The organism is Lysinibacillus sp. ACHW1.5 (assembly GCF_022014815.1).
Classification (GTDB): domain Bacteria; phylum Bacillota; class Bacilli; order Bacillales_A; family Planococcaceae; genus Lysinibacillus; species Lysinibacillus capsici.
Genome location: NZ_CP091777.1, coordinates 2,762,066 through 2,786,922, shown reverse-complemented (window position 1 = coordinate 2,786,922; position 24,857 = coordinate 2,762,066). Strand labels below are relative to the sequence as shown.

Sequence of the window (24,857 nt, the reverse complement as noted above, 5' to 3'; positions counted from 1 at the left end):
ATGAAGTGCTCGTACTTTTAGCATATTGATAACACTGCTATAATGGTGGAAACACAATTGCGGTGAATATTTTATTGAAAAGGTGTGTGAGAAAGGTGGATTTAAATAAAATAACTAGTCCATCCTTTTTAAAAAACTTAAATAAGAAGGAACTTGAGCAGCTTGCCCAAGAAATTCGTACCTTCTTAATCGAAAAATGTTCTGTCACAGGTGGGCATATCGGGCCGAATTTAGGCGTAGTTGAGTTAACGATGATGCTGCATAAAATGTTTGACAGTCCTAAAGATAAGTTTTTGTGGGATGTTGGCCACCAAGCTTACGTGCATAAAATTTTAACAGGTCGTGCGAGTCAATTTGACACACTACGTCAGTTCAAAGGGCTTTGTGGATTTCCAAAGCGCGTGGAGAGTGAACATGATGAGTGGGAAACAGGTCATAGCTCGACATCTTTATCAGCAGCCATGGGTATGGCAGCAGCACGTGATATAAAAAAAGAAAACAACTTTGTTATCCCTATTATTGGTGATGGGGCTTTAACAGGTGGTATGGCACTTGAGGCATTAAATCATATTGGCCATGCAAAAACAAATATGATTGTCATCCTCAATGATAATGAAATGTCGATTGCACCAAATGTTGGCGCATTACACAATGTTTTAGGTCGTCTACGTACAGCCAAGGAGTATTCAAAAGCCAAGGAAGAGCTGGAATCACTTATTAATAAGATTCCAGTATTAGGTGGAAAGCTTGCCTCTACTGTTGAACGCGTAAAGGATAGCTTAAAATATTTAGTAGTATCTGGTGTGTTTTTTGAGGAGCTAGGTTTTAAATATCTTGGTCCAATTGATGGACATGATTTTGAAGCGCTTGAAATGACATTATCACATGCGAAAAAAGTAAAAGGGCCAGTCCTTGTTCATGTTATTACGAAAAAAGGAAAGGGCTATAAACCAGCCGAGGATGATACAATCGGAAATTGGCATGGAACAGGTCCTTATAAAATTGAAAATGGTGCCTTTGTGAAGTCTGAGACTACTGGACCAGCTTGGAGTAGTTTAATTGCTGAGACGGTTCGTAAAATTGCTCATGAAAATGAGCGAGTGGTAACGATTACACCTGCCATGCCTGTAGGTTCAAAGCTACAAGGTATTCAAAAGGACTTCCCAAATCGTTTCTTTGATGTAGGGATTGCGGAGCAGCATGCGGCAACGATGGCTGCAGGATTAGCTACGCAAAAGATGAAGCCATTTTTAGCGATTTATTCTACGTTCCTGCAACGTGCATATGACCAAGTATTGCATGATATTGCTCGCCCGAATTTAAATGTCTTTATTGGTATTGATCGGGCTGGTTTAGTGGGAGCAGATGGGGAAACACATCAAGGTGTATTTGATATTGCTTTCCTTCGTCATATTCCAAACATGACAATTATGATGCCAAAGGATGAGAATGAAGGGCAACATATGGTAAAAACAGCAATTGATTATGATGGTGGTCCTATTGCACTTCGTTATCCACGTGGTAATGGAATTGGTGTGCCATTAGATGATGAGCTTATAGCTTTACCAATTGGTAGCTGGGAAGTTTTACGTGAGGGGAAAGATGCATCTATTTTGACATTTGGAACAACGATTCCAATGGCAATGGCTGCTGCTGAAATGCTTGCGCAACAAGGAATCGATATTGAAGTGGTCAATGCACGCTTTATCAAACCGATGGATGAGGATGTGCTACACCGTATATTATCTAGTCAAAAACCGATTTTAACAATTGAAGAAGCTGTTCTACAAGGTGGATTTGGTAGTGGTGTATTAGAGTTTGCTCATGACCACGGCTATTTAAATGCGCTAGTTGATCGAATGGGCATCCCAGATCAATATATTGAGCATGGCAACGTAGATCAGCTACTCGCAGAAATTCATATGACAGCAGAAGATACGGTTGCACGTATGCATGTATTACTTCAACAAAAACAGCAAGTGGGTTTGAATAAATAATGACAAAACAACCAAAAGAACGTGTAGATATTTTACTTGTAGAGCGTGGACTATGTGAAACAAGAGAAAAAGCAAAACGGTCCATTATGGCAGGCCTTGTCTTTTCAAATGAAATACGAATTGATAAGGCAGGCGAGAAAATTGCCGTGGATGCACCGCTACAAGTAAAGGGCTCAGATTTAAAATATGTGAGTCGTGGAGGCCTTAAATTAGAAAAGGCGCTACAAATTTTTGATATGTCTGTAGAAGGGAAGCTAATGCTTGACATTGGCTCCTCTACAGGTGGCTTTACAGATTGTGCCTTACAACATGGTGCAAGACATTGCTATGCACTAGATGTTGGTTCGAACCAATTAGCATGGAAAATACGTTCCGATGAACGAGTGACAGTAATGGAGAAAACGAATTTTCGCTATACAACGGCAGCCGATTTATCAGAAGGTTTACCTGATTTTGCAACAATCGATGTTAGCTTTATTTCGTTATCACTGATTTTACCAGTATTAAAAACATTATTGCTGCCAGGCGGGGATGTTATGGCATTGGTGAAACCTCAGTTTGAAGCTGGGAAAGATAAAGTAGGTAAAAAGGGAATTGTTCGTGATAAAAAAGTACATTTAGAAGTTTTGGAAAAAACGGCTGCAATGGCAACTGAAATTGGTTTTGTTGTAAAAGATGCTTCGTTCTCTCCAATCACAGGTGGAGAAGGAAATATTGAATTTTTATTCCATTTAGTGAATCCTATTGAACAAGAAGTGCTACCTGCATATACAGCTTTTAATGCACTCGTTGAAGAAGCGCATAATTCTTTAAAATAACACGTGCTCGCTTATAGAGCCGTGTTTTTTCTTGTGCTTTTTTGTTGAAAATGGTAGTGTGATTATACACATATACAATTATTTATAAGAGGTGATTTCGTTGAATAAAGGGCAACGACATATACGGATTCGGGATATTATCGCCAATCATGAAATTGAAACACAAGATGATTTAGTCGATTTTTTAAAAGAAGCAGGCTATAATGTGACACAAGCTACAGTATCAAGAGATATAAAAGAGCTTCATTTAGTAAAAGTACCATTACAGGATGGGCGTTATAAATATAGCCTACCCGCGGATCAACGTTTCAATCCAGTCCAAAAATTACATCGTGCATTAGCGGATGCTTTTGTAAGTATTGATGGGGCATCACATTTTTTAGTCATGAAAGCTCTTCCTGGGAATGCGAATGCCATTGCTTCCCTACTTGACCATTTAGATTGGCCGGAAATTTTAGGGACAATTTCTGGAGATGATACCATTTTAATTATTTGTCGAAATGAAAATGAGCGTGAAAATACAAAAAATCGTTTATTAGACATGCTATAAAAAATGGTTAATTTGATTTAGAGGTGACAATTTGTGTTAAGAGAGCTTAGTATTCGAAACTTTGCTATCATTGAGGATTTGACTGTCAGCTTTTTAGAAGGCTTAACAGTTCTCACTGGGGAAACAGGTGCCGGAAAATCCATTATCATTGATGCGGTGCATTTACTTGCAGGTGGACGAGGCAACACTGAATTTATTCGTCATGGCGCAAGAAAAGCAGAATTGGGTGGCTTATTTCAAATTTCGAGTTCAGCTCATCCTGTTCTGAAAAAGTTAGAAGAAGCAGGCATTGAAATAGAAGAAGATACAATTATTTTACGTCGTGATTTGAATGATACTGGTAAGAGTATTTGCCGAGTGAATGGTAAGCTTGTGCCTTTATCGGTACTAAGAGACATTGGGGCAAGTCTCATTGATATTCATGGCCAACATGAAAATCAAGAGCTAATGGATGAAAAACAGCACATCAATTTGCTGGATCAGTTTGCAGAAGAAGAGCTGTCGCCAATTCAAAAAAACTATCGTTCCCAATACGATGAATACCGTTTGCTCAAAAAAGACTTAGCTTCTATATCCATTGATGAGCAGTTGATGGCACAACGTATCGATTTGTATCAATTTCAAATTAAAGAGTTGGACGAAGCTAATTTAAAGTTAGGTGAAGAAGACGAGCTTCTAGATGAACGCCGTCGTTTGATGAATTTTAACAAAATTTTTGAACGTTCTAGTGCAGCCTATGAAGCCATTCAGGGTGAAACAAAAGGGCTTGATTGGATTGGAACGGCAATGGGTGCTTTAGAAGATGCTGCGACGGTTGATGAGCAATTCAAAGAGTCATCTGAGGCAGTGACAACTGCGTTTTATGCATTACAGGATGCAGCCTATCAGGTAAAAAATGTGTTAGATGAATTAGAATTTGACCCTGCACGTTTAAACGAGGTTGAGCAACGTTTAGCGCTGTTGCAAACTTTAAAACGCAAATATGGTACGACAGTGGAAGAGATCTTGGCTTATTATGAAAAAATTAAAAACGAGTTAAATGAGCTGTTGAATCGTGATGAGATTTTGCAGGTGAAAGAACGACGTGTGTTAGAGATGGAAGCTGTACTCAATGAGCTGGCTAGTGAACTTTCAACTGTACGTAAAGCTGCAGCTCAACAATTGAGTGAAGCAATTATGGCAGAGCTACGTGAATTACATATGGAAAAAGCAAAATTTATTGTCAATTTCGATGAATTACCCTATTTCGATGCCAATGGGAAAGATCAAATTATCTTCTACATTTCCACAAACGTTGGGGAACCACCAAAGTCTTTACCGAAAATTGCATCAGGTGGAGAATTATCACGAATGATGCTAGCGTTGAAAACGATTTTCTCTTCTTCCAATGGAATTACTTCCATTATATTTGATGAGGTGGATACAGGTGTCAGTGGTCGTGTTGCGCAAGCGATTGCAGAGAAAATTGCCGCAATTTCTGTTAATTCTCAAGTTTTATGTATTTCACATTTACCTCAAGTTGCAGCGATGGCTGATCATCATTACTTCATCAAAAAAGAAGTCGAGCATGATCGAACGTTTACTTCCTTATCAGAAATTGATCAAGATGCTCGTATAGAGGAAGTTAGCCGTATGATGTCCGGAACAGAAATTACAGCTTTGACACTACAGCATGCCACGGAGCTTTTAAAAATGGCAGATGAACGAAAAAAACAAATGCGTTAACCATTATTCCAGAAACAGTTCAGCTGTTTCTGGCTTTTTTCATTTTGCGCAAATATTTACCGCTTATAAGAACGTCACAACAACACATAGTAAAAAGACAAAAATGAAAAGGAGGTGTCGTATGAATCGTCATTGGCGTCAATTAGTCATTTTGCCTATGCTCATCTTTTTATTAGTGATGCCTATACAAGCTTTAGCCGCCAAAAAGCTTATACCGATGGGCGAAGCAATTGGAATTCAACTTCAATTGTCACATGTATTTGTCGCACACGATGTACTATTAGCTTCCAATCAGTGGATGAAAGGAGGCGCTGTTATTGAAAAAATAAACGATATACCAGTAAAATCCCTTGCTGATGCCAAGCAGGCTGTGGCAAAAGATGGCCAACAGAAATGGACGATCAATAGTGAAGGCCAACAAATTACATTGGAATTACAAAACCAAGAAGCAGAGCATGTCATTTCCTTTTTAAAAGATGAAACAGATGGAGTAGGAACACTGACTTATATTGATCCAGAGACAAAAAATTACGGTGCACTAGGTCATCAAATTGTCGATTCAACCCTACAAGAAGCCCCTGTTTTTAGAGCTGGCTCCATTTTTTTAGCTTCTATTCAGCAAATCCGAAAAAGCACACCAGGCCAACCAGGCTATAAAATTTCCTCCATTGAAAAGCATCAAGAACGTCTAGGCAGTATAGATAAAAATACTATTTATGGTATTTTTGGCCGCTGGGAAGACGGTTATCAACAAAGATTGCCCAAAGCGATAGAAATTATGCATGAAAAAGATATAAAAACGGGGAAAGCTGAAATCTATACAGCCATTGAAGGCAGTAAGGTGGAAACCTTTTCAATAGAAATTACCAAAGTGGAAAATGAACGCCTTGAATTTATAGTATCTGACGAGAAGCTCATTGAAAAAACAGGTGGCATTTTGCAGGGAATGAGTGGCAGTCCTATTATCCAAGACGGTCGTTTTGTCGGTGCTGTGACACATATGTTTGTGGAGGAGCCGAAAAAAGGTGCAGCGCTAACAGTAGCGGAAATGTTAAGAAGGTCTTCATAAAAAGGTATGAAAGGTAAAAATCCGTTTAATTTTCCCCAGGCAGGACAAAAGCTGCGGGAAACTACACGGATTTTTTACCTTTATTTCATCGAATCCAACATGTATTTCCGATAATTTCCTGAAGAAGGCATGATATTTAAAAAAACTGTAGTTTTATCTACTAAATTTATCTAAAATAAGTTATAAGAGCATTCGACAAGTCGCGTCATTTAGCGTAACTTGTCGATATAAAAAGAAAGTATCGGACTACATACTCATTTTTGGAAATAGAAAAGGTTTTTAAAACAAAAATGTCGAAAATTCCACAGTGTGCCAAAAACGGCATTTAGGGGTTTAGGTTATCGCTTTGAGGTGTTCAAAGCAAGTCCAGAAGGAGGAATTGAAATGACAAAGGTAAAAGTAGCGATTGCAGATGATAATCGTGAGTTATTAAAAACGATGGAGCAGTATTTTCAAGGACATGCCGAAATAGAAATTATTGCAACTGCTTCAAATGGAAAAGTATGTCTACAAATGCTTGAGGAATTTACACCAGATATTTTACTTCTAGATATAATAATGCCTCATCTTGACGGTTTAGCAGTATTAGAGTCCATGTATCAAAATGAAAAAATGTCATCAATTCAAGTCATTATGCTAACGGCTTTTGGCCAAGAGGATGTCATGAAACAGGCGGTGGATTTAGGAGCTTCTTATTTCATGCTAAAGCCCTTTGAATTCGACCAATTGGTACAAAAGATTTTACATTGTGCTGGACAGAAGGCGACACTTCCGAAAAAAACAAGCGTATTACAACCGACAGTACCTCAAAAATTAAATCAGCATCAATTAGACAGTACGATTACAGCCATCATCAAAGAAATCGGTGTACCTGCACATATTAAGGGCTACTCTTATTTGCGTGAAGCCATTCAAATGGTCTTTGAGGATATTGAATTATTAGGATCTGTGACAAAAATTTTATATCCAGAAATCGCTAAAAAATTCAATACAACACCATCCCGCGTGGAACGTGCGATTCGCCACGCCATCGAGGTTGCCTGGAATAGGGGCAATTATGAATCCATTTCATCAATGTTTGGTTATACAGTCCATCACTTGAAATCCAAACCAACAAATAGCGAATTCATCGCCATGATCGCAGACAAAATTCGTATTGACATGATGGCTAGCTAGTATCGATACAGATCATTAACATATACAGCAATTATACTTCGCATAGTATAGCGCCTTTTTAAATCTTATTGTTTAAAGGGGCGCTTTTTTTGTTACTTTAACAAATACTGTGGAAATTATTGTGGTTGACCTTTAACATTGATACCGTTAAAAGAACGTCTAAATCAGCTAAAAATACGCGATATATACATGAATAGTGGATTTAAAGACATATTCTAAGTTGAATAGAAAAATCATTTGAGACCTTTTCACAAAACTTAAAGTAGGTGATCACAATAAAAAGTATAAATTTTCAATTAGATGGAATGAATTCACTCGAAATCACACAGATAACAGAAGAGCTATTTGAGGTGCGTTTAGCATTCGGTGGTAAAATAAGTATGCAATATATGAATCGACAGCAACTGATACAACTAGGTTCTACTTTTCAAATTGAAAGGAATATCCATACGTTATTAGATAAAAAGACCTATATTGACCTATAGTTTAGTGGGAAGCACCTCTTGATACCTGTACTTGGAAGGTGATTTATTCAAAATAGTCTGATGGAATTACTTTGAATTTATCGGTAATTTTAATAAAAAACTCAAAAACAAACAATTTATTAGTATGAAATATCTATATTTGTTTAGAGAAAATAAAATATTGTCTTATATTTTAATGATTAAGTGGTACTATTTTCTTTCTCGGTAGTGACAATGGTCTCTAAACAAATGTATGTGGATTGTATATACTTACATGTAGAGGGAAGGAGGAGGTAGCTTGATTCTAGTTCGAAATGAAAACTTCGAAATTTCTGAGGAAAATGGCAAGGTATTTATGCTTACTTTTAGCGCAGGTTTCCCACTAAAAGAATTTGATAGCATCCTACGTAGTCATCCACGACTGAAATTATCTAATTTTTCAATTTTAAAAAATGTGTTATCAACCCAAAATACCAAACCTGTTGAAATTGGACGTTGGCTTCCGAACATTGAAGCAGAAGTGGCACGTGATAAGATGTCAGCCTCTGTTTTTATATATGAAACGATTGATTATATTCAAAATAATAAAGAAAAATTAACAGAACAAATCCGCGAAACACTCAATGAAAATGGAATTATACACGGCATATTAGATTTTGATATATTGAAGGCTGAACCAGGAAAGGCATTCTTAATTGCTCAAGGCGAGCAACCAATTGCAGGAATAGATGCACAAATTACATACTTACCTAAACCCGAGAGAAAGCCAGTCATTCGTGAAGATGGTAAAGCGGATTACTATGATATGAATTTTATTTCAGAAATTTCAGAAGGCTCTTGGCTAGGTGAAAAGATTCCTGCTACATTAGGTAAACCAGGGAAAAATGTGCTAGGTCAAGAAGTTGCTGCTGTACCTGGACGAGATTATCCTATCAAATATGATACAAAATCTGCTTATGAAGTAGAAGAAGACGGAAAAATCGTCATTCGCTCGAAGATTGCTGGCGTTTTAGATGATGTCAAAGGCATGATTGGTGTAAACAGGCACCTTCCTATAAATGGTGATGTTGGGGTAGAAACAGGGAACCTTGAATTTAATGGGTCACTTAGTATTAAAGGTACAGTAACAAATGGCTATACAGTTATTGCGACTGGCGATATTTCCATTGAAGGGGCTGAGGGTGTAAGCGGTGCCAAGCTTATTAAATCCATTGAGGGTGATGTATATATCCGTGGGGGGATCTTTGGGCTTGGTTCAACAGTGGTAGAAGCAGGTGGCAATATATTTGTTAAACATGTGAATGAAGCAAATTTATTTGCAGCTAATAGTATTCATATTGGTTTTTACGCACTAGGATCACAGCTTTCTGCTCATTCGATTTATGTGGATGAACGAAAAGGTAAAATTATTGGGGGACGTGCAGTAGCCAAAAATACGATTGTTACGGCCATTTCAGGAAACCGATTAGAGCGTCGAACTGATTTAATAATAGAAAGTATAAATAAGCAGGAAAATAGCACCGTGATGCAGGAAAAGGCAGCGCAGCTAAAACAATTGCAAACAGAGATTTCAACACACGAGAATAGCATGAAAAATTTATTGCCTTTTCTCAATCAAATGTCCAAAGAACAATCAGCATCATTTGAAGTAACAAAGCAAGCCTTAACTAAATTAAAGGCAGAAGCGGTTACGTTAGATCGTGAAATAAAATTATTGATGGATGAAATGCGTTATGTAGGGAAAGAAGAGATTATTGTGACAAAAGAGGCCCACCCTGGAACTTATATTCAAATTGGCAGAAAATCATCTTTATTAAGCAAAATGACGAATGGTAAATTCCTGCTAGAATTTGGTGAGTTAAATGTCTAAGGCAGCTTTTATCCCTGTTTTTGCACATCGAGGTGCTTCTGCTTATGCATTAGAGAATACCTTTCAAGCTTTTGAAAGGGCATTAGAACTAGGTGCTGATGGGATTGAATTAGATATTCAATTCTCAAAAGATGGATTACCTGTAGTGTATCATGACCCACAATTATCGAGGTTAGTAGGCACCAATAAATTGGTGAGTGATTGTACGATGGAGGAGCTTCTGCGCTTTAAACTTGGCAAGCCTTGGAGACGTCTATTTTCGTCCTATAAAATGCCAGCGTTTGAGGCAGTTTTAGCATGGGCAAATATACAGCAGATGCCGTTGAATATTGAATTAAAATCAACGATCTTGGACAATAAGAGTGGGCTAATTCATTTTCTTGGAGGGTTGGCTCTGCCAAAGGGTAGTCATTTTTCATCCTTTCACTATGAGCTTTTAGAGATCGTAAAAAAGCATAGACCTGAATTTGAAACGGCCCTTATTGCTACGAAAAAAATAAAATGGGATCTTCTAGCTGATTATAAAGCGGCTGATAGTGTGCATATGCATAAAAGGTACTACAAACCAAGATACTTAGAGGCCTGCGTTACAAGTGAAAAAGCATGTCGTTTTTATGCTATTGATGGCACAGAACCATTTTTAACCAATCCGCACCCTTCTGTTATTGGTTGGATTACGGATTATCCTGACAAAGTCATCACATCTCAGCAACGGGTATAAAAAGAGCTATCCAGTAAGTCTTCCATGACTTATTTGGATAGCTTTTTTTATTTTTTTTGGAAGCGTGGTGCTACTTTTCCGTTTTTTCGATCACGATGCAGTAAAAATCCAGCGAAAAACCCAAAGCCTATGACAAAGAAAATGACACCAACTACAAATTGCAGCCATAAAAATGGGAATGGTGAAATGAGCTTACCAAATAATGTATCACGCATAAATTTAATGCCACCTGCAGCCATAAGACCTGGAATAAGCATTACAATAAATGCAGCTAAACGGGCCATGTATACCCCTCCTTATTCCTATGATTAATTTTACCTGTGGATGGGGGAATGTCAAGGAAGGGAATAAACCAATATAATATTTTTAGCTAAAAACGTGACAGGACAGAAAGTAGCAATTGTAACTGAATGTTTAGAAAATTCTTACTTAAATAAGAATATGTAATAATAGTTGCGAAATTGTGAATTTGTCAGTATTGTAAAAATAAGTGGAGCAATATTATCCATTACTAAACAATTTCTTCTTTAAGTATTAGGGTCTAAACACCTACTACCGAATAGGAGCTCAGAATTTGCTGAGTGAGTACGCTATAAAGATTAGATTGTTAGATAAAACTTGATTGGATGGGCATTTGGGGATGCACTTTCCAAAGCAAAGGGGCGAGTTTCATGGAAATCTTCAAGTATATGGAAAAGTATGATTACGAACAATTGGTATTTTGCCAAGATGAAGCATCAGGGTTAAAAGCGGTTATCGCTATCCATGATACAACACTTGGACCAGCACTAGGTGGGGCACGTATGTGGACGTATGCTTCGGAAGAAAATGCAATTGAAGATGCATTACGTTTAGCACGCGGAATGACTTACAAAAATGCTGCAGCTGGTTTAAACCTTGGCGGTGGAAAAACGGTCATTATTGGTGACCCATTTAAAGATAAAAACGAAGAGATGTTCCGTGCATTAGGTCGTTTCATCCAAGGATTAAATGGCCGCTATATTACAGCTGAAGATGTAGGTACAACGGTATCGGATATGGATTTAATCCATGAAGAAACAAATTATGTAACAGGAATTTCTCCTGCATTTGGTTCTTCAGGTAACCCATCTCCAGTAACAGCTTATGGTGTTTACCGTGGTATGAAGGCAGCTGCAAAAGAAGCATTCGGTTCAGACTCACTAGAAGGTTTAAAAATTTCTGTACAGGGTCTAGGAAATGTAGCCTACAAGCTTTGCGAGTATTTACATAATGAAGGAGCAAAACTTGTTGTAACAGATATCAATCAGGCAGCTATTGATCGAGTTGTTAATGACTTCGACGCGATTGCAGTGGCACCAGATGAAATCTATGCACAAGAAGTTGATATCTTCTCACCTTGTGCATTAGGGGCAATTTTAAATGATGAAACAATTCCGCAATTAAAAGCGAAAGTGATTGCTGGATCTGCCAATAACCAATTAAAAGATTCACGTCATGGTGACTACCTACATGAATTAGGTATCGTCTATGCGCCAGATTATGTAATCAATGCTGGTGGCGTAATTAACGTTGCAGATGAATTATATGGCTATAATCGTGAACGTGCAATGAAACGTGTTGATGGCATTTATGATAGTATTGAAAAAATCTTTGCTATTTCAAAACGAGATGGCATTCCAACATATGTGGCAGCGAACCGCTTAGCTGAGGAACGTATCGCTCGCGTAGCAAAATCTCGCAGCCAATTTTTAAAAAATGAAAAAAATATTTTACACGGTCGCTAATTTACACGGTTGATACATGAAGAGAAGTCGCATTGTCGACTTCTTCTATTTTCAAGAAGAAATTAGGTCTTAAATGAAATAATGCTAAAGTTTTTCTAAAGACTGACTGTTAAAAATATCACTTGGTTATTGTTTAATAGAATCCTTTAGCACTTTTCTCAATAGGGGGGAATAAACATGGCTCAAAATTATGATGTTGTCATTTTAGGTGGAGGTACAGGTGGATATGTTGCAGCCATCCGAGCTGCTCAGCTAGGCTTAAAAACAGCCATTGTAGAGCGTGAGCGTTTAGGAGGTACATGCTTGCATAAAGGCTGTATTCCAAGTAAAGCCTTACTCCGAAGTGCAGAAGTATATCGTATGGCTAATAAAACAGCTAGCGAATATGGCGTCGATATTGAAGGTGTGACATTACAATTTGACAAAGTTCAAGCTAGGAAACAAGCAATCGTTGAGCAATTAAGTCAGGGTGTGAATACACTGATGAAAAAAGGCAAAATAGATGTTTATCATGGTACAGGGCGAATTTTGGGTCCATCTATTTTCTCACCTATGCCTGGTACAATATCTGTAGAAATGTCCAATGGCGATGAAAATGAAATGCTTGTGCCTACGAATGTTGTCATTGCAACGGGCTCAAAGCCTCGTGGTATGGCAGGGTTAACGATAGATGGGCAATATGTGCTGAATTCAGACCACGCATTACAGTTAGAAAGTTTACCAAAGTCCTTGCTGATCGTTGGTGGTGGTGTCATTGGAATTGAGTGGGCATCTATGCTATGCGATTTTGGTGTATATGTAACAGTGGTAGAATATGGTCCATCCATTTTACCAGCAGAAGATGCGGACATCGTTAAAGAAGTGACGAAACAACTTGAGAAACGAGGCGTTCGTATTGTTACGAATGCTCGCTTAGATACAAATACATTCAAAATTGAAAATGATAACGTTTTCATTTCTGCGCAAGTGAATGAAAAAGAAGAAGTTTTTGAGGCTGATAAACTATTACTTTGTGTAGGACGTGAGGCGAATACGCAAGGTATTGGTCTAGAAAATACAGAGATTCAAGTGGAGAATGGCTTTATTAAAGTGAATGATTCCTATCAAACGAAAGAGTCTCATATGTATGCCATAGGAGATGTGATTGGTGGCTTACAATTAGCGCATGTTGCTTCTCATGAAGGGCTTTCGGCTATTGAGCATATAGCAACAGGGAAAACAGAGACATTGGATGCACTAAAAGTACCAAAATGTGTTTATTCCTATCCAGAGGTTGCTAGCATAGGATTAACAGAAAGTGCTGCTAAAGAACAAGGATTTTCATTAAAAATTGGTAAATTCCCGTTTAAGGCTATTGGTAAAGCATTAGTAAATGGAGAGACAGAAGGCTTTGTCAAAATTATTGCTGATGAAGAAACAGATGATATTTTGGGTATTCATATGGTAGGGCCTCATGTAACAGATTTAATTGGTGAAGCATCGTTAGCAAAAGTGTTAGATGCAACACCATGGGAAATTAGTCAGGCAATTCATCCACATCCATCCTTAAATGAGGTGTTAGTGGAATCTGCTCTAGCAGTGGATGATCGCGCTATCCATTTTTAATTTTCTGAATTTCATAACTAACATATCCAAATGTGGGGATATAGGATAAGATAGTTATTTCTCTATAATACGAAAGGGGTGTTCGTATGCAAGATGTTCAAATCAAACATGAAGATTTAGGTTTGTCAAATGAAGATGTACTTGCTATGTTCGAAACAATGTTAATGGCCAGAAGACTAGATGAGCGTATGTGGTTGTTAAACCGTTCTGGTAAAATTCCGTTTGTAATTTCCTGTCAAGGTCAAGAGGCGGCACAGGTTGGAGCAGCCTTTGCACTGGATAAAAGTAAGGATTATATTGCACCTTATTATCGTGATATGGGTGTTGTTTTACATTTTGGTATGACACCAAAAGAACTGATGCTATCTGCGTTTGCTAAAGCAGAAGATCCAAACTCTGGGGGTCGTCAAATGCCAGGCCACTTTGGTCAAAAGAAAAATCGTATTTTAACAGGTTCTTCTCCTGTTACGACTCAAGTTCCACACGCAGTGGGTGTTGCACTTGCAGGACGTCTACAAAAAGAAGATTTTGTTTCTTTCGTTACGCTTGGTGAAGGTTCATCCAACCAAGGAGACTTCCATGAAGGAGCGAACTTTGCAGGTGTGCATAAGCTACCAGTCATTATTATGGTAGAAAACAATCAATATGCGATTTCGGTGCCAGTAGAACGTCAACTAGGCTGTGCAAAAGTATCTGATCGTGGGATTGGCTACGGAATGCCAGGAGTGACAGTGGATGGGAAAAATCCGTTACAAGTGTATAAAGTGGTAAAAGAGGCTGCAGATCGTGCACGTAATGGGGAAGGTCCAAGCTTAATCGAAACAGTAACATATCGTTTAACAGCCCATTCTTCAGATGATGATGACCGTCAATACCGTACGGCTGAAGATATTGCAGAAGGCAAAGCAAAGGATCCAATTGTATTATTTGAAAAGTATTTAATGGATGCTGGCGTGATGACTGACGCGATACGTACTGAAATTGAAGAGCGTGTTATGGCAGAAGTAAATGAAGCAACTGATTATGCTGAAGCGGCTCCATATGCACAACCAGAGCATGCACTTAAATATGTTTATGCACCAGTGGACGGAGGTGACATGTAATGGCAGTAATGTCTTATATTGATGCGATTACATTAGCAATGAAAGAAGAGATGGAACGTGACGAACGAGTTTTCATTTTAGGAGAGGACGTTGGTCGTAAAGGCGGTGTATTCAAAGCCACTACTGGACTATACGATCAATTTGGTGAATACCGCGTGCTTGATACACCTCTTGCAGAAAGTGCAATAGCTGGTGTAGGTATCGGTGCTGCGATGTACGGTATGCGTCCGATTGCTGAAATGCAGTTTGCTGATTTTATTATGCCAGCTGTCAATCAAATCGTCTCTGAAGCAGCCAAAATTCGTTACCGTTCTAATAATGACTGGACTTGTCCAATGGTCATCCGCGCACCTTTTGGCGGAGGTATTCATGGGGCACTTTATCATTCACAATCCGTTGAAGCACTTTTTGCTGGTACACCTGGTTTGAAAATTGTCATTCCATCAACACCGTATGATGCAAAAGGTTTACTGAAAGCTGCTATTCGTGATGAAGATCCGGTATTATTTTTCGAACATAAACGTGCCTATCGTTTAATTAAAGGGGAAGTACCACTAGATGATTACACATTGCCAATTGGTAAAGCAGATGTAAAACGTGAAGGGGATGACGTGACAGTCATTACCTATGGTTTAGCAGTCCACTTTGCTTTACAAGCGGCAGAACGCCTAGCAGCGGACGGTATTTCCGCTCATATCCTTGACTTGCGTACAGTTTACCCTCTGGATAAAGAAGCGATTATTGAGGCTGCAAGTAAAACAGGTAAAGTATTGCTTGTCACAGAGGATAATAAAGAAGGTAGTATCATGAGTGAGGTTGCTGCAATTATTGCAGAACATTGTTTATTTGAACTTGATGCACCAATTCAACGTCTAGCGGGACCTGATGTGCCAGCCATGCCATATGCACCAACGATGGAGAAATATTTTATGATTAATCCTGATAAAGTGGAACGTGCTATGCGAGAACTTGCTGCGTTCTAATAGATCACAACAAGGCTGAATGAAAAAATAAAAGCCTCAGACGGAACAACAGATTTTGACTTTCATATGTGCAAAGTCAAAATCTGCCTAAATGCCTATCTACGTTTAATGTTTTTTAGCGCTGCATCAGGTACAATGACGCCTAGGCTTAATTGATGGGAGGAATAAAGGATGTCGGTTCAAAATATTACAATGCCACAGCTCGGCGAAAGTGTAACAGAAGGTACAATTGAAAAATGGCTTGTAAAGCCTGGAGATACAGTTAAAAAATATGATCCATTAGCAGAGGTTGTTACAGATAAAGTAAATGCTGAAATCCCGTCATCATTTGAAGGGGTTATCACGGAGCTTCTTGCGCAAGAAGGTCAGACATTACCAGTTGGAGCAGTCGTTTGCTCGATTGAAATAGCAGGAGAAGGTGAATTACCAGCTCCGCCACCTGAAAAAAAATCAGCGGTAAGTACGGCTATTTTAAATGCAGGTGTTCAAAAGAAACAGGAGGCGCCACAGCAGGTAGCCGCTCCAGTATCTGCACCAAAAGAGGCACGAACGGGTAAAGTACGTTATTCACCAGCTGTTCTTCGACTTGCGCAGGAGCATGATATAGCTTTAGACCTTGTAACAGGTACTGGCGAGGGTGGTCGTATTACACGAAAAGACCTGTTAAAGCTAATTGAAACGGGTAATATCCCAACGGCAAATGATGTAGCACAAGCAGCTCCAACCGTTCAAACGACATCAGCACCTGCAGCAGCTCCAGCACCTCAGCAACAAGTGGAAAAAGCAGCTGCTCCTGTACAACCTATTCATCCAGGAGATATCGAAATTCCAGTGACGAAGATCCGTCGTGCCATTGCGAATAATATGGTGAAAAGTGTACATGAAGCGCCGCATGCTTGGATGATGATGGAAGTGGATGTAACAGATTTAGTGACTTATCGCGATAGCTTAAAGAATGAATTTAAGCAAAAAGAAGGCTTTAATCTTACATATTTCGCCTTCTTTGTAAAAGCGGTTGCTCAAGCTTTAAAAGAATTCCCAATGCTGAATTCGATGTGGGCGGAAGATAAAATCATTCAAAAACATGACATCAATATTTCGATTGCAGTAGCAACGGATGATGCCTTATTTGTACCTGTTATAAAACACGCAGATGAAAAATCCATTAAAGGAATTGCGAAAGAAATCCATGAACTGGCTATCAAAGTTCGTGCTGGGAAATTAGCAATGGATGACATTACTGGTGGTACATTTACAGTGAATAATACTGGTGCTTTTGGCTCTGTTCAATCAATGGGCATCATCAATTACCCACAAGCAGCGATTTTACAGGTGGAAAGTATTGTAAAAAAACCTGTTGTTTTACCAGGTGGAATGTTTGCTGCACGTGATATTGTGAATTTATGTTTATCATTAGACCATCGTGTACTTGATGGACTTGTCTGTGGTAAATTCCTAAATAGAGTGAAAGAAATACTCGAAAATACAAATAAATCTTCAACGTCAGTCTACTGATGACTCGTCGGAAACCTGCTGTATAAGGGTTTCCGATTTTTTTTATGCTTTTCGAGTCGCAATTTGTCATGTAGAATAACAAATAGAAACTACTAAGGGGGGAAGCTGATTAAGCGTCCGCATGTCAAACAACATGAAAAATATTGAATTTGAAATACCAGCCTATTCAGACTGGCAAGATGCAGCAATCAAAGCTTTAAAAGGGAAACCATTTGAGTCACTATTCACAAAAACAAATGAAGGTGTTACACTACAGCCGCTTTACACGCAAGAAAGTTTAGTAGCTAAGCTTGGAGAAGAGCTTGATTTACAAGTTGCCACAATCCGTTCCCTACAAAATGATCAAGTATTTCAGGTGGCACAACAAATTCACGCTGATTCAAGCGAAGCTTTTTTTGCACAGCTTGATGATAGCCTAGCTCGAGGCAATGAAGTTATTACGATTGATAGCCGAGTGAGCTTTGCTTGGACAGAAGAAGTATTGGTCAAATTAGCATCATATTTCTCAGAATATTCGTTTAAAATTACTATTGAAAATTCAAAAGACCCGTTATTAGCAGTATTCGACAACATTCCAGTAGATCAACAAGAGTCCATTAAAGGTTACATTATTTCAAAAAACCCTATCACTTTGACTGCATTTCCGAACGTGCGCTCAGTCAGTGCAGACACAACGGTTTATCATAATGAAGGTGCTAACGCTGTACAAGAATTAGCCTTTGCACTTGCATTAGCAGCCAAATTTGCAGAACAAGAAGAAAGCTTTGAAGCATTCTCGAAGAAGTTTTTTGTATCTTTTGCCATTGATACACAATTCTTTACGGAGATTGCAAAGCTACGTGCTTTTAAAGTACTTTGGAAAGCGTTCTCATCGGCTTATGGCGTAACAGATCATGTGAAAATCCCTACTGTTGCTGAAACATCATTAAGAAGCTTTTCTAAATTAGATGTGTATGTAAATTTATTACGCTCTTCAAATGAAGCGCTTTCTGGTTTAATCGGTGGTGCTGATCTCTTTACTGTTCATCCACATGACGTGTTAACGAAGCCTACGGATCAATCCATTCGTATCGCTCGTAATGTGTCATTAATTTTAAGAGAAGAAACAAATGTCTTAAAAGTAAAAGATCCAGCAGGGGGCTCTTACTTTATCGAGTCGTTAACAGCAGATTTTGTGAAAGAAGCATGGGCATTATTTTTAGATATTCAGGCAGCTGGCGGTATCGATAACTATACAGCCTCTGGCAAGCTTGCAGAAGAAGTGGAAGCATCCTATCAAAAGCGCATCAAAGCTGCGCAAACACGTAAGCAATCATTAATTGGAACGAATATTTATGCTAATCCAGCTGATATCCTTGAACAGGAAACAAATCCATTATTTGCTGATATTAAGCGAATTGCTGCTCCATTTGAAGATTTACGTGCAGACATGACAGCAGCAAATGTGAAAACAGGTATATTAGCATTAGGATCATTAAAAAACTCTAAACCACGCGCAGATTTTGTAGCGGGCTTCTTAAACACAGTGGGTCTTGTACCAGAAAAAAGTGAGCCAGTGACAACTGTAGAAGAGGCAGTAGCTTGGCTGAAGGCAACAGAGGCTAAGTATGTAGTGATTGCAGGCAATGATGATGATACAAAAGCATTTGTATCGGCTATTTTAGCTGAGAAACCAGCGAATATGCTTGTAGATGTAGCGGGCAAATTTAAAGACGAAGAAGAAGCATGGTTAGCAAATGGCTTAAACGGCTTTATTTTCGCAGGACAAAACATCATTGAAAAATTACAGTCCGTGTTTGCGAGCATGAAGGAGGTCCAACGATGAGCAAGCCAAATTTTAATGCAGTAGAAATAGAAAAGGTTTTAACAGCTGAAGCACCTCAAGCGTCTGCAGATAAGTTCATGACAAATGAGGGAATTGAAATTAAAGATATTTACACAAAAGAAGATATTAAAGAGGCTAAACATCTAAATGATGTGGCAGGAATTGCACCCAACACACGTGGGCCATACCCTACTATGTATGTAGCACGTCCATGGACGGTTCGCCAATACGCAGGTTTCTCAACTGCTGAAGAATCCAATGCCTTTTACAAACGAAATTTGGCTATGGGACAAAAAGGTCTTTCGGTAGCGTTTGATTTAGCAACACACCGAGGCTATGACTCTGATCATCCACGTGTAACAGGGGATGTAGGAAAAGCTGGGGTTGCGATTGACTCAGTTGAGGATATGAAAATCCTTTTCGATCAAATCCCGTTAGACCAAATGTCTGTTTCAATGACCATGAATGGTGCCGTTTTACCCGTCCTTGCATTCTATATTGTAGCAGCGGAAGAACAAGGGGTAACGCCAGATCAATTAGCAGGTACTATTCAAAATGATATTTTAAAAGAATACATGGTGCGTAATACATATATTTACCCACCAGCTATGTCAATGAAAATCATTGCAGATATTTTTGAATATACTGCGAAGTATATGCCAAAATTTAACTCTATTTCAATTTCGGGTTACCATATTCAAGAAGCAGGCGCAACAAATGACATTGAGCTTGCCTATACATTAGCAGATGGCTTGGAGTATGTACGAACAGGATTAAAAGCAGGCATTGATATTGATGCATTTGCACCTCGCCTATCGTTCTTCTGGGCAATTGGTATGAACTATTACATGGAAGTTGCTAAAATGCGTGCAGCACGTCGTATTTGGGCACAAATGATGTCTACGTTTAACCCGAAAAATCCGAAGACATTAGCATTACGTACGCATTCCCAAACATCTGGCTGGTCATTAACTGAGCAAGATCCATTTAACAATGTTGCACGTACATTAATCGAAGCCAATGCCTCTTCGATGGGACATACGCAATCTCTTCATACGAATGCACTGGATGAAGCAATTGCACTTCCAACTGATTTCTCTGCACGTATCGCGCGTAATACACAGTTATTTTTACAAGAGGAAACAGCGATGACAAAAGTCATTGATCCATGGGGTGGTTCGTACTACGTGGAGAAATTAACAGAAGAAATTACGAAATCTGCTTGGGCGTTAATTGAAGAGATTGAAGCACTTGGTGGTATGGCTAAAGCGATTGAAACGGGACTTCCAAAAATGAAGGTTGAGGAAGCCGCAGCAAAACGTCAAGCTAAAATTGATTCTAAAACAGAAACGATTGTTGGCGTGAATAAGTATCGTTTAGCAAAAGAAGAACCAATTGATATTTTAGATATCGATAATACAATTGTTCGTCAAAAACAGATTGAACGTTTAGAAGCGATGAAGGCAGCTCGTGATGAAGCGGAAGTTCAAAAACATTTAGCTCGCTTAACGAAGGCGGCTCAAGATGGAGAAGAAAACCTGCTAGCGGTAGCAGTGGATGCAGCGCGCGCTCGTGCTTCTTTAGGTGAAATATCTGATGCAATTGAAGCAGTTTCTGGTCGTCATAAAGCGGTCATTCGTTCGATCTCTGGTGTTTACTCTGCAAACTTCTCTGATGAGGAGCAAATTGCGGAAGTGAAACAAATGACAGAAGAATTCCTTGAAAATGAAGGTCGTCGTCCACGTATTTTAGTTGCTAAAATGGGACAAGATGGACATGACCGTGGTGCAAAGGTTGTCGCAACTGGTTATGCAGATTTAGGCTTTGACGTAGATATTTCTCCATTATTTATGACGCCTGCTGAGGCTGCTCAAATGGCTGTTGAAAATGATGTTCATGTTATTGGTGTGTCTTCACTAGCAGCAGGACATAAAACATTAGTGCCTGAATTGATAGCTGAGCTTGAAAAACTAGGTCGTGAAGATATTATCATTATTGTGGGTGGTGTTATACCAGCACAAGATTATGATTTCCTTTATAATGCCGGTGCAGTAGCTATTTTCGGACCAGGTACAGTGATTCCTGTATCCGCACAAAAAATTATTGAAGAAATCTACAAACGTTTAGGCTATGAGGAAGTGTCTGAATAATGGACAAAAATAAAGGAATGGAAGACAGTGCGCTATTTGTCATGGACGGAGTAGAGGCGACTCACGACGGGATGCAATATGGTACACCCAAAAAGTTCCGAAAGAAAAAGGCAGACACTCTAAATGTAGGAGAGCTTGCACAACAAGTACGTGCGGGCTCTCGCACACATTTATCAAAAGCCATTACCCTCATTGAAAGTTCAAACGCTACCCATAAAGTACAGGCACAAGAACTATTGCAGGAGCTTCTTCCACATACAGGAAATAGTATCCGAATTGGCATAACAGGTGTGCCTGGGGCAGGAAAAAGCTCATTCATAGAGGCTTTCGGTACTATGCTTTGTGATATGGGGAAACGAGTTGCTGTTCTTGCCATTGATCCAAGTTCTTCTCTATCGGGAGGAAGTATACTTGGCGATAAAACGCGTATGGAAGAGCTCGTTAAGAAGCCTAGTGCATTTGTGCGTCCATCGCCATCGGCAGGTACCCTAGGGGGTGTTCACAAAAAGACACGAGAAACCATGTTAGTTTGTGAGGCAGCAGGCTATGATGTGATTTTAATTGAAACAGTTGGTGTTGGACAAAGTGAAACCTATGTCCGTGGCATGGTTGACTTCTTCCTGCTTCTTGTTTTAACAGGAGCGGGGGATGAATTGCAGGGCATGAAAAAAGGCATTATGGAATTAGCAGATGCAATTGTCGTGCATAAGGCGGATGGTGATAATGTACGTCTAGCTAAAAAAACGGTTGCAGAGTACAAACAAATTTTGCACTTTTTACAGCCTGCTACACCTGGTTGGATGTCAACTGCCATGCCTGTTAGTTCACTAGAAAATCGAGGGCTTGATAAGGTTTGGGACACAATTGGGGAATTCAAGCAAATCGTAGAAGCAAATCACTATTGGGCTACCCGACGCCAGCAACAAACAAAAGAGTGGTTCCAATCGATGATTACCGATCATTTAATAGATCTCTTTTATGGAAACCCGCAACGTAAAGCACAAGTACAACAGCTTGAACGTCAAATTTTAAGTGGACAGTTGACAGTTACACAAGGTGTGGATCGTTTATTTAGCGAGGAGCAGGAAGACAAGTAAACGAGTCTTATTGAAATCGTAGTAATTTCAACTGAAATGTGTTGAGCAAGTAGGTGCACAAATTGCTTGCAAACTGCTATGATAAGAGATGGATAAGCGTCAAAAATCTACTATCTGAAATATAACTAAATTGGCGCGAACTTGAAAGGAGCTATCGCTATATGAATATGGATTACGATTTATTTATGCAGGAAATTTTAAAAACAGCACGTGCTGAAATTGAGGCAGCTGGTTATGAACAATTAACAACACCAGAAGCTGTAGAAGAGGCGTTTGCTCGTCCAGGTACAACATTAGTAATGGTGAACTCAGTGTGTGGTTGTGCGGGTGGTATCGCTCGTCCAGCAGCAGCACAATGCGTTCATTATGATAAACGTCCAGACCATTTAGTAACAGTGTTTGCAGGGCAAGATAAAGAAGCAACTGCAGCAGCGCGTTACCATTTTGGAGAAGATCATCTACCTTCATCACCATCATTCGTACTATTAAAAGACGGACAAGTTGTCGCAGAAGTGGGACGCTATGAAATTGAAGGGCATGACCCAATGTCAGTTGTGACAAATTTACAAGCAAACTTTGAAGAATATTGTGACGAGCTTTAAGTCTATTCTTGCATAAGAAAAATCATTTTCAATCAAGTAGAAAAGCCTCATAGATCATGCTATCTATGTAGGCTTCCTACTGATCCTCATGTATAGATAGTTTCATTATCGTTAAAATTTTTGTAATATTGGCTAAATAATTAGCTGAATGAGTGAAGAGTACTAAAGGATGGGAGGCAGTCGGCCTGAAGAAGTTTTCAATCGGCTATCGAACTTTAAAAACAGCAATTGGTGCGGCCATCGCTATTGCCATTGCACAGTATTTTGATTTAGCCTCATATGCATCTGCTGGTATTCTAACCATATTATGTGTGCAGCCAACAAAAAAGAAATCCATTTATGCAGCCTATACTCGATTGGTTGCAAGTATTGTAGCAATGCTTTTTGCCTTTGTAAGCTTTGAGTTATTTGCTTACCATCCACTTACACTAGCAGGCATGCTTATACTCTTTATACCCACCATTGTATCTTTAAAGGTAGCGGATGGATTTATCTCCAGTGTCGTGATTATTATGCATATTTATGCTGCTGAAGGTTACTCATTGACACTTGTTTATAATGAATTAGCGTTGATGGCTATCGGTTATGGAACAGGGATCGCCATTAATATGTATATGCCAGACATTCAAAAGGAATTAAATTACTACAGAGTCAAAATAGAGGAGCTATATAGTAAGATTTTTTTAGAAATTGCCAGCTATTTACGGCAAGGAGATACGTTGTGGAACGGCCAAGAAATTATCGAGGCAATCAAAGCACTAGAAGAGGCAAAATCATTGGCGTTTAAAGATGTTCAAAACCATTTTACAAGACGTAAAAATGATTACTATGTCTATTTCGATATGCGAGAGCAACAGCTAGAAATTATCGAGAGAGTGCTACCCAAAGTGACGACATTACCTGTTATAGTACAAGAGGCTGAAATTGTGGCAGATTTTTTACAAGACCTAGGTGAGCATGTTCATTCGGGAAATACGGCTAGTCATTACCGCGAAAAGCTCGAACACGTTAAGCGCGATTTTTCTCAGCTTCCTTTACCACAAAGCCATGAGCAATTTATCGCTCAGGCAGCCCTCTATCAGTTTATAGAGGAAATGGACAGGTATTTAGAAATAAAGCAGTCATTTAAAGGGTTAAAGACTAAAAAAGAGCGCCCACAGTAGTGTGGACGCCTCATGCTTTGCCTTAAATTATCATAGATAATCCGAATGCTAGAGATGAGATTAGCATAATCGCGATCATACTATAAATAACGACTTTTTGAAATTTTTTATTACTCATATGCTCGTTCGCTCCTTCTTTTCTTATAAATAGTTTAGCAAATCTGAAAAATTTCTCAAGTAGTAGAGTTTTGACAAAAAAGTCTGTAAAATAGAGTATGTACCATAACAGAAGGAGATGTCACCATGGAGAAAGTAGACCATATTGGGATTGCAGTGCGCGATCTTGATGAACGCATTACATATTATACAGAAACTTTAGGCTTAAAGTTGATGAAAGTGGAAGAAGTAGAATCTCAACAGGTTCGTGTGGCATTTATCGATGCAGGGAACGTGAAAATCGAGCTATTAGAACCAATGAGTGATAAAAGTGCCATCCATGGTTTTATTGAAAAACGTGGAGAAGGAATTCACCATGTTGCATTTGGTGTGACGGGAATTCGTGAACGAATGGCAGAGCTTCGTGAAAAAGGTGTACGTCTCTTATCCGAAGAGCCAGGGCCAGGTGCTGGAGGGGCAGAGGTTGCGTTTATGCATCCTAAATCCTCATTTGGGGTGTTATATGAATTATGTGATAAAAGTGGAAAAGGGGATAAGTGAT

General features: G+C 39.0%; 22 protein-coding genes. 20 read left to right on the top strand and 2 right to left on the bottom strand.

The window, feature by feature from the left end:
• Positions 1–95: 95 nt before the first annotated feature.
• From dxs to L6W14_RS13845, 9 genes are all read left to right on the top strand, one after another.
• A complete protein-coding gene (dxs, locus tag L6W14_RS13885; protein WP_131522459.1) occupies positions 96–1,997 on the top strand; it encodes a 1-deoxy-D-xylulose-5-phosphate synthase in 1,902 nt (633 codons plus the stop codon).
• The gene (locus L6W14_RS13880) at positions 1,997–2,815 is read left to right on the top strand and encodes a TlyA family RNA methyltransferase (protein WP_131522460.1); all 819 of its coding nucleotides are present in this window, start codon (positions 1,997–1,999) and stop codon (positions 2,813–2,815) included. The genes dxs and L6W14_RS13880 overlap by 1 nt, the downstream gene beginning before the upstream one ends.
• A 100-nt stretch (positions 2,816–2,915) precedes the next feature.
• Positions 2,916–3,365, top strand: coding sequence for a transcriptional regulator AhrC/ArgR (gene ahrC / locus L6W14_RS13875; protein WP_004231170.1), 450 nt, complete (start codon positions 2,916–2,918; stop codon positions 3,363–3,365).
• 33 nt (positions 3,366–3,398) lie between these two features.
• On the top strand, positions 3,399–5,090 hold the full coding sequence (gene recN / locus L6W14_RS13870; protein WP_131522461.1) for a DNA repair protein RecN: 1,692 nt from the start codon (positions 3,399–3,401) through the stop codon (positions 5,088–5,090).
• A gap of 121 nt (positions 5,091–5,211) precedes the next feature.
• Positions 5,212–6,159, top strand: coding sequence for a SpoIVB peptidase S55 domain-containing protein (locus L6W14_RS13865; protein ID WP_009370207.1), 948 nt, complete (start codon positions 5,212–5,214; stop codon positions 6,157–6,159).
• 384 nt (positions 6,160–6,543) lie between these two features.
• The gene (gene spo0A, locus L6W14_RS13860) at positions 6,544–7,335 is read left to right on the top strand and encodes a sporulation transcription factor Spo0A (protein WP_016993890.1); all 792 of its coding nucleotides are present in this window, start codon (positions 6,544–6,546) and stop codon (positions 7,333–7,335) included.
• Between the two features lie 305 nt (positions 7,336–7,640).
• The gene (locus tag L6W14_RS13855; protein ID WP_131521577.1) at positions 7,641–7,820 is read left to right on the top strand and encodes a hypothetical protein; all 180 of its coding nucleotides are present in this window, start codon (positions 7,641–7,643) and stop codon (positions 7,818–7,820) included.
• A gap of 277 nt (positions 7,821–8,097) precedes the next feature.
• The gene (locus L6W14_RS13850) at positions 8,098–9,669 is read left to right on the top strand and encodes a flagellar assembly protein A (RefSeq protein WP_131521576.1); all 1,572 of its coding nucleotides are present in this window, start codon (positions 8,098–8,100) and stop codon (positions 9,667–9,669) included.
• Entirely contained in the window at positions 9,662–10,390 is a 729-nt protein-coding gene (locus L6W14_RS13845) for a glycerophosphodiester phosphodiesterase (protein WP_237898215.1), read from the top strand. The genes L6W14_RS13850 and L6W14_RS13845 overlap by 8 nt, the downstream gene beginning before the upstream one ends.
• A gap of 47 nt (positions 10,391–10,437) precedes the next feature.
• Here L6W14_RS13845 and L6W14_RS13840 read toward each other — a convergent pair whose 3' ends face one another.
• Entirely contained in the window at positions 10,438–10,674 is a 237-nt protein-coding gene (locus L6W14_RS13840) for a DUF2627 domain-containing protein (RefSeq protein WP_004231186.1), read from the bottom strand.
• Positions 10,675–11,061: 387 nt separating this feature from the next.
• Here L6W14_RS13840 and L6W14_RS13835 point away from each other — a divergent pair, with 387 nt between their 5' ends.
• The 10 genes from L6W14_RS13835 to L6W14_RS13790 all read left to right on the top strand — a co-directional run bounded on the left by L6W14_RS13835 (position 11,062) and on the right by L6W14_RS13790 (position 24,199).
• On the top strand, positions 11,062–12,156 hold the full coding sequence (locus tag L6W14_RS13835; protein WP_036076580.1) for a Leu/Phe/Val dehydrogenase: 1,095 nt from the start codon (positions 11,062–11,064) through the stop codon (positions 12,154–12,156).
• A 177-nt stretch (positions 12,157–12,333) separates the two neighbouring features.
• Complete coding sequence (lpdA, locus tag L6W14_RS13830) at positions 12,334–13,761, top strand: dihydrolipoyl dehydrogenase (protein WP_237898214.1); 1,428 nt, start codon at positions 12,334–12,336, stop codon at positions 13,759–13,761.
• An 86-nt stretch (positions 13,762–13,847) separates the two neighbouring features.
• A complete protein-coding gene (locus tag L6W14_RS13825) occupies positions 13,848–14,864 on the top strand; it encodes a thiamine pyrophosphate-dependent dehydrogenase E1 component subunit alpha (RefSeq protein WP_237898213.1) in 1,017 nt (338 codons plus the stop codon).
• The gene (locus L6W14_RS13820; protein WP_016993882.1) at positions 14,864–15,847 is read left to right on the top strand and encodes an alpha-ketoacid dehydrogenase subunit beta; all 984 of its coding nucleotides are present in this window, start codon (positions 14,864–14,866) and stop codon (positions 15,845–15,847) included. The genes L6W14_RS13825 and L6W14_RS13820 overlap by 1 nt, the downstream gene beginning before the upstream one ends.
• Positions 15,848–16,018: 171 nt before the next feature.
• Entirely contained in the window at positions 16,019–17,362 is a 1,344-nt protein-coding gene (locus L6W14_RS13815; RefSeq protein ID WP_131521572.1) for a dihydrolipoamide acetyltransferase family protein, read from the top strand.
• 121 nt (positions 17,363–17,483) lie between these two features.
• A complete protein-coding gene (locus L6W14_RS13810; RefSeq protein ID WP_131521571.1) occupies positions 17,484–19,187 on the top strand; it encodes a methylmalonyl-CoA mutase family protein in 1,704 nt (567 codons plus the stop codon).
• On the top strand, positions 19,184–21,337 hold the full coding sequence (gene scpA, locus L6W14_RS13805; protein ID WP_131521570.1) for a methylmalonyl-CoA mutase: 2,154 nt from the start codon (positions 19,184–19,186) through the stop codon (positions 21,335–21,337). The genes L6W14_RS13810 and scpA overlap by 4 nt, the downstream gene beginning before the upstream one ends.
• On the top strand, positions 21,337–22,434 hold the full coding sequence (gene meaB / locus L6W14_RS13800; RefSeq protein WP_131521569.1) for a methylmalonyl Co-A mutase-associated GTPase MeaB: 1,098 nt from the start codon (positions 21,337–21,339) through the stop codon (positions 22,432–22,434). The genes scpA and meaB overlap by 1 nt, the downstream gene beginning before the upstream one ends.
• Before the next feature lie 161 nt (positions 22,435–22,595).
• Complete coding sequence (locus L6W14_RS13795; protein ID WP_004231203.1) at positions 22,596–23,036, top strand: BrxA/BrxB family bacilliredoxin; 441 nt, start codon at positions 22,596–22,598, stop codon at positions 23,034–23,036.
• A gap of 152 nt (positions 23,037–23,188) precedes the next feature.
• Positions 23,189–24,199, top strand: coding sequence for an aromatic acid exporter family protein (locus L6W14_RS13790; protein ID WP_131521568.1), 1,011 nt, complete (start codon positions 23,189–23,191; stop codon positions 24,197–24,199).
• 22 nt (positions 24,200–24,221) lie between these two features.
• Here the strand turns inward: L6W14_RS13790 and prli42 are convergent, their stop codons facing one another.
• On the bottom strand, positions 24,222–24,317 hold the full coding sequence (gene prli42 / locus L6W14_RS23055) for a stressosome-associated protein Prli42 (protein WP_009370219.1): 96 nt from the start codon (positions 24,315–24,317) through the stop codon (positions 24,222–24,224).
• A gap of 125 nt (positions 24,318–24,442) precedes the next feature.
• Between prli42 and mce the strand changes: the two genes are divergently transcribed.
• Positions 24,443–24,856, top strand: a complete 414-nt coding sequence (mce, locus tag L6W14_RS13780; RefSeq protein WP_004231207.1) for a methylmalonyl-CoA epimerase — start codon at positions 24,443–24,445, stop codon at positions 24,854–24,856.
• The last annotated feature ends 1 nt before the right edge of the window (position 24,857 follow it).